This window comes from Paenibacillus sp. NMA1017 (genome assembly GCF_058895805.1).
Genome location: NZ_JBZXYR010000001.1, coordinates 266,937 through 279,432 on the forward strand (window position 1 = coordinate 266,937; position 12,496 = coordinate 279,432).

A 12,496-nucleotide genomic window follows, 5' to 3' on the forward strand; every position below is an offset into this window, starting at 1 on the left:
CCTCTCTGCCGTTAGCGCTCCACTGTTTCCATGACGAACGCTTCAATAATGTCGAGTTCCTTAACATCATTATAGCCATCAAGGGTAATACCACATTCGTAACCTTGGGCAACTTCTTTTGCGTCGTCCTTAAAGCGTTTCAGTGAGTCGATTTTACCTTCAAAAATGACGATGCCATCACGAATCAGGCGTGCTTCTGCTGAACGGGTAATTTTACCGGATGTCACCATACAACCAGCGATCGTACCGACTTTAGTAACTTTGAATACGTTACGTACTTCAGCATGCCCAATCACATTTTCTTTATATTCAGGATCCAGCATGCCCTTCATAGCTTGCTCTATTTCTTCAATGACATTGTAAATGACACGGTGTAGACGAATGTCCACTTTTTCAGCTTCCGCTGTAGATTTCGCCTGGTTATCCGGACGAACATTAAAACCAATGACAATAGCATTGGAAGCTGCGGCCAAAATAATATCGGATTCGGTGATTGCTCCTGCACCACTGTGAAGAATTTTAACGCGCACACCTTCGACTTCAATCTTGTTCAAGGAACCCTTCAACGCTTCGACAGAACCTTGTACGTCACCTTTAATAATGACGTTCAGATCCTTCATTTCGCCATCCTTGATGTGTTGGAACAGGTCATCCAGTGTTACGCGGGTATTACTGCCCAGATCAGATTGGCGTTGTGTGATCGCACGTCTGTCAGCAATAGCACGAGCTTTGCGCTCATCCTCAAACACCATGAATGGATCGCCAGCAAGTGGAACTTCTGTCAAACCAGTAATTTCAACTGGAGTGGAAGGACCTGCTTCCTTAAGACGACGACCTTTATCGTTGACCATGGCACGCACACGTCCGAAGCAGTTACCCGCCACGAAAGCATCGCCGACTTTCAGTGTACCGTTCTGAACGAGGATACGGGCTACAGAACCGCGGCCTTTATCCAGTTCTGCCTCGATGATGGTACCACGTGCCCGTTTGTTCGGGTTCGCTTTGTACTCATTCACTTCAGCTACGAGCAGAATCATTTCGAGCAGGTCTTCCAGACCCATTCTTTGTTTCGCGGAAACGTTGACGAAAATCGTATCGCCGCCCCACTCTTCAGGTACCAATTCATATTCAGTGAGTTCTTGCTTCACTTTATCCGGGTTAGCATCCGGTTTGTCGATCTTGTTCACAGCTACGATAATTGGCAGACCTGCTGCCTTCGCATGGTTAATAGCTTCGACCGTCTGTGGCATAACACCGTCGTCAGCTGCAACCACGATAATCGTCATATCTGTCACTTGAGCACCACGTGCACGCATAGCGGTAAAGGCTTCGTGACCCGGTGTATCCAGGAAAGTGATTTTTTTGCTATTAATTTCAACTTGGTATGCACCAATATGCTGTGTAATACCGCCAGCTTCGCCACCGGTTACATTAGTCGAGCGAATGGCATCCAGCAAAGTTGTTTTACCATGATCGACGTGACCCATAATCGTTACAACTGGTGGACGTGTTTTCAGATCCGCAGGATCATCATTTTCTTCCACGGTTTCAAAACGATCTTCTTCGACCGGAATTTTCACTTCTACCTCGACACCAAAGTCTCCGGCAAGCAAGAGGATGGTATCCATATCCAGTTCCTGGTTAATGGTCGCCATCGTTCCGAGCATAATCAGCTTTTTGATGACTTCTGACGCATCCTTATGAAGAAGCTTGGCTGTTTCGCCTACGGTCATCTCACCACGCACAATAATTTTCTTAGGCGTGTTGTCAATTTTCTCGCGACGTTCCTGTTGTTGACCTTTACCACGATTGTTAAATTTCCCGCCACGATTACTGCCACCGCGATTATTGCCTCCACGACCACCGTTACCACCGCGTCCACCGCCTTGACGGTTATCGTCAAAACGTCCTTGACCTGAACGGTTACCACCGTTGTTGGAGTTACTGCCTGTACGGTTGCCACCACTACGGTTCGCATTGTTGCTACCTGTGGAGGATGATGTTCTTACAGCCGTACCACCCTGACTACTTCCCTGAGGGCGTGAGTTAGTGCTTTGGTTACCTTGAGGACGCGAACCTGTGTTGCCACTAGGACGCTGTTGTCCTCCCTGTTGTTGACCATTACTGCGGTTTTGTGTACTTTGCTGACCAGTGGGTCTGCTAGTACTTTGTTGACTGCGGTTTTGACCGCCCTGCTGACTGCTTTGCGCTTTAGGAGCGCTGCTTCGGTTACTGTTTTGGTTGTTGTTTGTCCTATTCATACTTACCTGCTTTTCCTGTTGATTTTTGGTTTGCTCAGTTGAATGATTACTATTCTGGCTTGAACCGGCCTGATTCGAGCTTACTTGCGCCGTACCTGCTCCGCCTTGCTTGGCCGCAGCATTGGATTTAATATTCTTAAAAAAACTTTCCACTTTACCTACGGCATCATGTTCCATGACGCTCATATGGTTGTTCACGGGAATATCCAGCCGTTTAAGAATGGTGATAATTTCTTTGCTGCTCATGTTCAACGATTTGGCGTATTCGTATACCCGCACTTTGTCTTTGCTTTCTTGTTTACTCAATATACTCCACCTCCGACATTATCCCCGCATGTTTCTTGATCAATTTCGCGAATCCTTGATCCGTCACAGCCAGCACAACCCGTTCAGGTTTGCCGATACTGCTTCCCAAGCTTTCCCGGTCAAATCCTATCAATAAGGGGATTTTGTACGTCCCGCATTTGTCGCGGAATTTCTTTTGAGTATTCATTGAAGCATCTTTCGCAAGAATGACCAGCTTGGCTTCTGAAGACCTGATCGCTTTATAAACGATCTCATCACCTGTTAGCAGCTTGCCAGCTCTCATGGCAAGACCCAATCCAGACAGCGCCTTATTCATCCTGCACGCTGCCTTGTGCCGCCAGGAATTCTTCCTCGACGGCAGCAAAATCACGACTTAGCTGCTCATAAATTTCAGGATGAACCGAGTGCTTCAATGCTCGATCCAGTGCCTTGCTCTTTTGAGCCAACTTGAAGCAGGCGGCTTTGCCGCACAAGTAAGCGCCGCGTCCCGACTTTTTGCCAGTCAAGTCAATCAACACTTCGTCTTCAGGGGTTTTGACGACACGGATCAACTGCTTCTTTGGCATCATTTCATGACAGGCCACACATTTGCGCAAAGGTATCTTTCTCTGTTTCATGCATTAACCCCCCTACACTCCGCTTAATCTACAGAAACGGAATCCTGATGCATTTCATCGGTGGATGTTCTCGGTCTGCCGAGTTCTTCCTCCGCCTGTGTTTCACTCTTAATATCAATTTTCCAGCCCGTAAGCTTAGCAGCAAGGCGAGCATTTTGCCCTTTGATACCAATAGCAAGAGAAAGCTGATAATCAGGCACAATAACACGCGCCATTTTCTCTTCTTCAAACACCTGCACTTCGAGCACCTTGGATGGACTCAGCGCATTAGCTACGTATTCATCAACATTATCGGAATAACGTACAATGTCGATTTTTTCGCCACGCAGCTCATTTACAATGGTCTGTACACGTGTTCCTCTAGGACCCACACAAGAGCCGACCGGATCCACCTCGGCGTTACGGGAATGAACCGCGATTTTAGAACGGAAGCCTGCTTCACGCGCTACGGAACGAATCTCTACAACACCATCAAAAATTTCAGGCACTTCGAGTTCGAACAAACGCTTAAGCAGACCCGGATGTGATCGGGACAGCATAATTTGCGGTCCTTTGGTTGTGTTTTCTACTTTGGTAATATAAGCCTTAATTCGATCCAGATGGCTAAATTTCTCATTAGGCATCAATTCACCTAACGGGAGAACCGCTTCCACCTTACCAAGATCAATATAAATGTTACGTGGGTCTTGGCGCTGTACAGTTCCTGTTACAATATCTTCTTCCTTGTCCACAAACTTGTTGTAGATCAGTCCCCGTTCCGCTTCGCGAATACGCTGGGTCACGACCTGCTTCGCAGTTTGTGCAGCAATCCGTCCAAAATCACGTGGTGTGACTTCAATTTCAGCGATATCTTCCAACTGAAAATGCGGGTTAATCTCACGGGCCGCAGGCAACGAAATCTCGGTGCGAGGATCCAATACCTCCTCAACGATCAGCTTGCGGGCATATACCTTAATGACTCCCGAGTTGCGGTTCATATCAACACGCACGTTTTGTGCGGTATTGAAATTCCGTTTGTAACTGGAAATCAAGGCTGCTTCAATGGCCTCAAACAGCACATCCTTGCTGATCCCCTTTTCTCTTTCCAACTCGTTCATTGCTTCAATAAAATCCATACTCATGGATTACTGCTCCCCCTTTCAAATGATGCACCTGCGTACTGGTCGGCACACGAGGCAAAAAACATGTAGTACATGTCAAACAGCAACAGTCAAATCTGAATTAAAATATGATCGCGAGCCTTGCACCAGCTACCTTGTCATAAGGTATAGCATGCTTCTTTTGTCCGCTTTGAACGGTGAGTTCCCCATCTTCAAAAGAAAGCAAACGACCTTCGAATTCCTTCAGGCCGTTGATCGGCTCGTATGTAGTAACGAATACGTTTTTGCCTACCGCTTTAGTAACGTCCTCCGCTTTTTTGAGCGGTCTTTCGGCGCCTGGTGAAGACACTTCCAAAAAATATGCTGTAGAAACAGGGTCATTTTCATCCAACTTTTGACCCAGATATTCACTGATCATACTGCAGTCGTCCAGATCAATTCCTCCGTCTTTGTCTACAAAAACGCGAAGAAACCAATTGCTGCCCTCTTTGACATACTCGACATCGACCAGTTCAAAACCATGCTCATCGAGGTAAGGTTGGGCCATTTCTTCTACTACTGATTTGATCTTTGGTGTGCTCAAAGATTATAACCTCCAAAAGTGAACTTTCCTGTGGTGAAAAAAAGACGCCCTATTGCATGGACAATGCTTCTCCATCACCGGCATTTTCATTTTCATTTGATGTAATGTTCATTTCGGGCTCACTGCAAATAAACCGGCGTACCGGTTTCATGCCCAAAAACAACCTTTTCACGTTGTAACTGTATATCAAACAGTAAAGAGTGGGTTTCCCCACTCTTTTAGCAACGGTTTTATCTCCATGATTACCAAAAAAATTATAACATAACCGTAGTTATGTGACAAGTGCCAGAGCTTGACTACTGTGGTTCGGATTAAAACAGAGACAACTGATTACTCTCTGGCAAACCTCGAAAGCAACCCATCTGGGATAGCATTTCGACAATGGTTTTACTAGCCTTCGATTTTTGTTGAAAATCCTCGACAGACAAAAATTCACCATGTTCACGGGAGGCTGCAATGTTACGTGCCGCGTTGTCTCCTATTCCCTGAAGAGCTCCGAATGGCGGAATGAGTGAATCTCCATCCACCTTGAAGCGTGTAGCTTCGGAACGGTACAAATCAATGGATTTAAAACTAAACCCACGAGCCGTCATTTCCAGAGCCATTTCCAGGATCGGAAGCATCCCTTTTTCTTTGGGAGGTGCCTGAAAGCCGAGTTGCTCGATTTCGACAATTTTCCGTGCGATTGCATCATACCCCTGACAGCACAGCTCAATATCAAAATCGGCTGCACGTACTGAAAAGTAAGTCGCATAATATTCAATCGGATGATACAGCTTAAAGTACGCTGTGCGCACTGCTGAAATAACATAGGCTGCAGCATGCGCCTTCGGAAACATGTACTGGATTTTTAGACAAGAATCAATGTACCACTGTGGCACCTTGCATTTTTTCATTTCCTCAATCCATTCAGCACTAAGCCCCTTACCTTTACGTACGCTCTCCGTAATTTTAAAAGCCAGACCTGCGTCCATTCCTGCCTTGTAAATCAAAAACAGCATGATGTCATCACGGCAACCAATTACAGTCTTGATGTTGCAGGTATTATTCTTAATCAGTTCCTGTGCGTTCCCCAGCCATACGCCCGTGCCGTGAGACAGTCCGGATATTTGCAGTAAATCGGCAAAAGAACTTGGCTGCGACTCTACTAGCATTTGGCGTACAAACTTCGTCCCCATCTCTGGTACACCATAGGTTGCAACAGGCGTGCGGATTTGCTGGGGTGTTACACCGAGCGCCTCCGTGGAGTTGAACATGCTCATCACCTTAGGATCATTCATTGGAATGGTCGTAGGATCGACACCAGTCAAATCCTGAAGCATCCTCATCATGGTCGGATCATCATGACCCAGAATATCGAGTTTGAGTAGATTCGCATCAAAAGCGTGATAATCAAAATGCGTTGTTTTCCATTCCGAGCTTGTATCATCGGCGGGGTACTGAACTGGTGTAATATCCTCGACCTCAATATAATCGGGAACAACGACAATTCCGCCTGGATGTTGCCCGGTACTGCGTTTGACCCCTGTACAGCCCGAAGCCAGCCTGTTCAACTCAGCCCCACGCCATTTTTTATGATGCGCCTCTTCATATTTCTTTGCAAAGCCAAAGGCTGTTTTCTCGGCAACTGTACCGATGGTTCCAGCACGGAATACACTTTTCTCACCAAACAGTACTTTCGTATAGTTATGTGCGACAGGCTGATATTCGCCAGAGAAGTTCAAGTCAATATCGGGAACTTTATCTCCCTTAAACCCAAGAAACGTTTCAAACGGAATATCCTGTCCCTCACCCTTCAGTTTGCCACCGCAGTTCGGACAGTTTTTGTCCGGCAAGTCAAATCCGCTCGGCACACTACCGTCCAAAATCCATTCGCTATGTTTGCATTCAGGATTACCACAAATATAGTGTGCAGGCAGTGGATTAACCTCAGAAATACCGAGGAAGGTAGCGACCACAGAAGATCCAACAGAACCCCGTGAACCTACCAGATATCCATCCTTATTAGACTTTTTAACCAAACGCTCGGAAATGAGATAGTTGGCAGAGAAACCGTATTTAATAATCGGCTCCAGTTCTTTTTCAAGGCGGGCTACGACCACTTCGGGCAATTCCTCACCATAAATGGATTTAGCCGTCTCGTAGCAAGTGTTGCGGATTTCCTCGTCCGCCCCATCCAGCAAAGGTGTAAACAGCTTGTCAGGGAACAGCTCCAGCTCCTCAAATCGATCCGCCAGCTCACTGGTATTCTTCACAACGACTTCATAGGCTTTCTCTTCGCCCAAAAACTCGAATTCTGCCAGCATTTCATCTGTGGTGCGCAAATGCGCATCTGGTTTACGAATATCTTTTAGCGGGCTAAATCCCGTAATGCCGTGTATCGTAATATCACGGTACAGCTTGTCTCGAGTTTCCAAATAGTGAACATTGCCTGTGGCAATTACAGGCTTATCAAGTCGCCGTCCAATTTCGCATACTTTGCGTATTGCCGTTTTCAGAGCATCAGGCCCGCTTACCAATTGTTTTTCTACTAAATGCATATACATCGTCAAAGGTTGAATCTCCAACACATCATAAAACTGTGCTATTTCCTCGGCTTCTTCCTCGGACTTGTTTAATACAGCCTCGAAGAACTCTCCTTTTTCACAGCCAGAAATAATAAGCAGTCCGTCTCTCATTTCTGACAATTTGGATTTAGGAATACAAGGCACCCGCTTGAAATATTCGGTATGAGACATCGAAACCAATTTGTACAGATTTTTTTTACCAATCGGATTGAGGGCATAAATGCAGCAGTGAAAAGGACGGACGGTCGATAAATCCTTACCCACATAATCATTCAGACGATCAAGCATTTTTAAACCCTTAATTTGTTCAGCATCATTCAGCAAGCCATTCAGCACTTCAGTCAGTGCGACTGTATCGTCAATGGCCCGGTGATGGCTTTCGAGCGCCACTTTATATTTGGTCGTCAGCGTATTCAGACGATGGTTTTTCATTGTTGGGAACAGTAAACGAGCCAATTCTAGCGTATCCAGTACCGGATTGGTCATTTCAGGCAACCCCATATTTCGGAGGGTAGCCTGGATAAAGCCGACATCAAATCGCGCATTATGGGCAACCAATACAGCATCACCAGCAAAAGCTACAAACTCCTTCATAACAGGTTCTACATCCGGCGCATCTTTGACCATCTCATCGTTAATGTTGGTCAGTTGCTGGATATTGTATGGTATACGCTCATGCGGATTGACAAAGGTAGCATAACGATCAACTTCTTTGCCATCATGCATTTTAACAGCCGCAATCTCAATGATTTTATTCTGTGTAACCGATAAACCGGTGGTTTCAATATCAAAAACGACATAAGTCGCTGTTTTCAAATTTAATGGCTGTGCCTGCATTACAACCTCAACGGCATCATTAACCACGTTAGCCTCAATACCGTAGATCATTTTAATTCCGTTTTTCTTTGCTGCTTTTGCTGCATCGGGATAGCACTGCACACCACCATGATCGGTGACCGCAATCGCTTTGTGCCCCCATTTGGCAGCTGTTTTAACATATTGATCAATCGAGGCGACAGCATCCATTGCGCTCATCTTTGTGTGTAGATGAAACTCAACCCGCTTTTCCTCTGCATTATCCTTACGTGTGGGTGGAGCCTGTACTTCAACTAGATCAGAAGGAATCATAACAAGCTCTGGAATTTGCATAAAACGATCATATTCAACTCGACCCCGCACTTTAACCCATTTCCCGTTAGCCAACAAACTAAGGATCTTCAGATCTTCTTTGGTTTTAGCAAACATTTTCATTTGCAGCGAATCACTAAAGTCGGTCAAATAATACGTAAATAACGTACTGCCATTGCGCAATTCTTTACTATCCAAACCGAAGATTGTTCCTTGTAAGGTGACTTTCTTCTCTTCATCCTGAATATCTTGCATGGGAACAGCCGGTTCTTTGATGTCATAACCGAATTGAAGCCGTACGTCTCCTTCTTCTTCATCCAAAGGCGGCATTTCAGATTCCATACTTTCCATCATCTGCTGAATAACTTCGCGTTCTTCCTGCATCTTCTTTTCTTGGAATTGCTGTAATGCCTCTTGGTTACTTTCACCCACCTGGACTTTAATACGCATAGAAAGCCCGAAATATTTATCGTAAAATTTGATGATAGCTTGATCTATCTGTTTTTTACGCGCCAGTTCCAATGACATACTGTCGCTCATCGTCAGCAATAATAGACCGTCTTCCCACTCATGCACAGCCCGATTCATCCAACCGTTAACAGATGGGATCTCACGATGTACCCACTCTAGAAAAAATTTCCAGTATTCGCTGATGATATCACCAGGCTGAATCTGCTCACTATACTGAAAACGGAACGTAATTTTTGCGATGTGACTCATTTTTTCCTGTACTTGAATACAGAACGTACGATACACCTGAGCGGGGACCAGTGTCTCCTTGGCAATGGTGATATTCCAATCCTTATTGGTACGGCTAATCTCCACTTGATCAATCCAACCGTCCAAAAAATAAGGTTCAACCACTCCTGCCGGCATCCCAACTTGCTTCATCAGCAGTTCCAGCCGCTTTCTCTTTTCTTCAGCTCCGCCCATGGCTCTCCCCCCAATTCAAATCTACCATTCTGAAAACATGAAAAGCTTCTGCGTCAAAAACATCTCCGACCGCAAAAGCTTTTCGTAGCCCTCTTCAACCTTCTCACAACGACTTAGATCCTTCGGAACATTGTCCCGTAACAGCTACCCTGTCAGCGAAGAGAATGAAGTGAGTATAGTGGTATTGCCCTACTTCTATATTAGTACGCCCGTGCGAACACTACTGTATGCTTGGCAGGTTTGCCACAGCACAAACATGTGGACTTTTGCTCGGTTGTTTTAAAAGGTATGTTACGGCTTGTAGCACCTGTCACTTCTTTAACTTTGTCTTCGCATTCTTCAGATCCGCACCAGCCTGCCAAAGTAAAGCCGCGTTTTTCTTCCATGAGAGTCTTCATTTCGTCCAGCGTATCTACGGAATAGAAGTTTTCTTCCATGAAATTTTTCGCACGGTCATACATTTCCTGTTGTACCTGTGCGAGCATCGCGTGTACTTCTTCAACCAGATTATCCTGCTGCACGATTTTTTTCTCACCACTGATACGGGATACGAGCACACAGACACCGTTTTCCATATCACGTGGCCCGATTTCCAGACGAACCGGCACACCGCGCATTTCATATTCATTAAACTTCCAGCCTGGGCTTACATCACTACGGTCGTCCATTTTCACACGCACTCCCGCTTGTTTCAACTCAGCAAATAGTTCATCTGCACGAGCGATAACAGCATCACGCTTCTTAGGAGGTCCAATTGGAACCATAATAACCTGCGTAGGCGCAACTTTAGGAGGCAACGCCAGACCACGGTCATCACCATGGACCATAATCAGCGCACCGATCAAACGGGTACTTGTTCCCCATGAAGTCGTATGAGCGAATTCCAGGTTGTTTTCGCGGCTCAAATACTTAATGTCAAATGCGACAGCAAAATTAGTTCCCATATAGTGTGAAGTTCCGGCTTGTACAGCCCGTCCATCCTTCATCATCGCTTCCAGTGAAAATGTATCCTTTGCACCTGCAAACTTTTCAGAAGGTGTTTTCTGTCCAGTAATGACCGGAATAGCTAGAACTTCCTCAATAACCTCACGGTATACTTCCAGCATTTTCATCGTTTCTTCACGTGCTTCTTCTTCTGTTTCATGGGCGGTGTGGCCTTCTTGCCATAAAAATTCACTTGTACGCAAGAAAGGCAGTGTGCGTTTTTCCCAACGCACTACGTTGGCCCATTGGTTAATAAGCACAGGCAGATCACGATAGGATTGAATCCATTTGGAGTACATATGACCAATCATGGTTTCCGAAGTCGGACGAATTGCAAGACGCTCTTCCAGCTTTTCACCGCCAGCCTCGGTTACCCAAGGCAGTTCAGGATTAAAACCTTCGACATGCTCTTTTTCCTTTTGAAAAAAGCTTTCGGGAATGAACATTGGAAAATAGGCATTACGGTGGCCTGTTTCTCTGAAACGCACGTCCATGGCTTCCTTGATATGCTCCCAAATTTCAAAACCATCAGGACGAAATACAATACATCCGCGAACAGGGGAATAATCCATCAGTTCTGCTTTTTTAATAACATCAATATACCATCGGGAAAAATCTTCGCTCTGCGGCGTAATTTCCTCGACAAATTGTTTATCGTTCGACATAGAAATGCATGTCCTCCCATACAGACCGTTTTTGGTATAAGCCCGTCTCTAATTAACCATTAATTAAGCGTAAAATATCGTTATACGTGACCGCAATCATAAGCAAGAATAGCATAGCAAAACCAACGAAATGGACCATTCCTTCCCTGCTCGGATCGACGGGACGTCCTCTTACCGCCTCTACACCGAGGAAAACAAGTCTGCTTCCATCCAGCGCCGGAATAGGCAATAAATTAAATATCCCCAGGTAAAGACTCATTATAGCAGTCCAATACGTCAACTGCTCAATCCCCTGCTTGGCAATTTGCCCCGTCACTTCAAAAGTACGTACCGGGCCTCCCAGGTCATTGATAGAAAAACGTTGAATAAGCTGGCTAAATCCTTGGAAAATAATATCGGTCGTTCTAACCATGGATTGCCCAGCAAATTTGAACGTTTCACCCACACCTGCTTGGCGTTTTGGAAGTTCAGGCACAATGCCCACCTTGCCACCCTTTTGTCCTTCCATTGCACGAGGTGTAATAGTAAGATCAAAGGTCTTATCATCACGGCGAACCGTCCACTTCATCGGCTTGTCTTGAGAATCCGCAATCAGTTTGATCATGTTTTCAACATTCGCACCAATGGCTATTCCATTCACCGATTCGATGATATCTCCCTTATGCAAATCAGCTTCAGCAGCAGGCATACCTGCTGTAATTTCACTAATTTGGACATAAGTCGGGTTGTCCACTTGTATGCCGACCATCTGAATATGCAGACCAAACAAAATAAAGGCAAGAATAAAATTCATCAGTGGTCCAGCAAAAATAGCCATCGCACGCTGTCCTACTGTTTTACTCCCGTACTGCCGATCCTTGGGTGCAATCTGAATGGATTGACCTTTGGTTACCATCATCGCTTGCGGGTGTACAGTGTATTGCTGGTCTTCGCCATCTACATCCAATTTTAAAGTTAACGACTGTTCCAGATCAATATCCAACACTTCGCCGCGCACCACATTCTTCCGATTATCCAGTTGATCCAGATAGATGGTTTTAACGACGTCATCCGTTACGCGTACAGCAATCGTTTGTCCGGTCTCAATTTCATTGACCTCCGGATCCTCTCCCGCCATGCGGGCAAAGCCACCGAATGGCAACAAACGCAGCGTAAATCGCGTCTCGTTTCTTTTATAAGAAAACAGTTTCGGACCGAAACCGATCGCAAACTCCCGTACCAGAATCCCGGCGCGTTTGGCAAAATAATAATGCCCCCATTCATGCACCGTCACTATGACGAAAAACATGAGCACCGTCATCAACACTATTTGAATCGTTTCCAATCGTTTCCGTTCCCCTTTCAATGAGATC

Annotated in this window: 8 protein-coding genes; all 8 read right to left on the reverse strand. The window is 45.6% G+C overall.

All coding sequences use genetic code 11. From position 1 onward, the window contains the following. Positions 1-11 precede the first annotated feature (11 nt). Positions 12-2,567 (reverse strand): translation initiation factor IF-2, encoded by a 2,556-nt coding sequence (gene infB / locus AC5ELV_RS01230; protein ID WP_493428839.1) that lies wholly within the window; start codon positions 2,565-2,567, stop codon positions 12-14. Further along, a complete protein-coding gene (locus tag AC5ELV_RS01235) occupies positions 2,560-2,883 on the reverse strand; it encodes a L7Ae/L30e/S12e/Gadd45 family ribosomal protein (protein ID WP_013309928.1) in 324 nt (107 codons plus the stop codon). Before AC5ELV_RS01235 ends, infB begins: the two co-directional genes overlap by 8 nt. Then, positions 2,876-3,184, reverse strand: coding sequence for an RNase P modulator RnpM (gene rnpM / locus AC5ELV_RS01240; protein ID WP_071640527.1), 309 nt, complete (start codon positions 3,182-3,184; stop codon positions 2,876-2,878). The genes AC5ELV_RS01235 and rnpM overlap by 8 nt, the downstream gene beginning before the upstream one ends. A 23-nt stretch (positions 3,185-3,207) precedes the next feature. Next, a complete protein-coding gene (nusA, locus tag AC5ELV_RS01245) occupies positions 3,208-4,305 on the reverse strand; it encodes a transcription termination factor NusA (protein WP_013309927.1) in 1,098 nt (365 codons plus the stop codon). Between the two features lie 100 nt (positions 4,306-4,405). Next, positions 4,406-4,867 (reverse strand): ribosome maturation factor RimP, encoded by a 462-nt coding sequence (rimP, locus tag AC5ELV_RS01250; RefSeq protein ID WP_014281118.1) that lies wholly within the window; start codon positions 4,865-4,867, stop codon positions 4,406-4,408. 311 nt (positions 4,868-5,178) lie between these two features. Further along, positions 5,179-9,495, reverse strand: coding sequence for a PolC-type DNA polymerase III (locus AC5ELV_RS01255; RefSeq protein WP_493428840.1), 4,317 nt, complete (start codon positions 9,493-9,495; stop codon positions 5,179-5,181). Positions 9,496-9,695: 200 nt separating this feature from the next. Further along, complete coding sequence (proS, locus tag AC5ELV_RS01260; RefSeq protein WP_493428841.1) at positions 9,696-11,144, reverse strand: proline--tRNA ligase; 1,449 nt, start codon at positions 11,142-11,144, stop codon at positions 9,696-9,698. 52 nt (positions 11,145-11,196) lie between these two features. Continuing rightward, positions 11,197-12,468 (reverse strand): RIP metalloprotease RseP, encoded by a 1,272-nt coding sequence (rseP, locus tag AC5ELV_RS01265; protein WP_322156800.1) that lies wholly within the window; start codon positions 12,466-12,468, stop codon positions 11,197-11,199. Positions 12,469-12,496: the final 28 nt, after the last annotated feature.

Coding starts and splice junctions, on each gene's coding strand:
- rnpM (WP_071640527.1), bottom strand. CDS start 3,184: ATGAAACAGAGAAAGATACCTTTGCGCAAATGTGTGGCCTGTCATGAA.
- nusA (WP_013309927.1), bottom strand. CDS start 4,305: ATGAGTATGGATTTTATTGAAGCAATGAACGAGTTGGAAAGAGAAAAG.
- proS (WP_493428841.1), bottom strand. CDS start 11,144: ATGTCGAACGATAAACAATTTGTCGAGGAAATTACGCCGCAGAGCGAA.
- AC5ELV_RS01235 (WP_013309928.1), bottom strand. CDS start 2,883: ATGAATAAGGCGCTGTCTGGATTGGGTCTTGCCATGAGAGCTGGCAAG.
- AC5ELV_RS01255 (WP_493428840.1), bottom strand. CDS start 9,495: ATGGGCGGAGCTGAAGAAAAGAGAAAGCGGCTGGAACTGCTGATGAAG.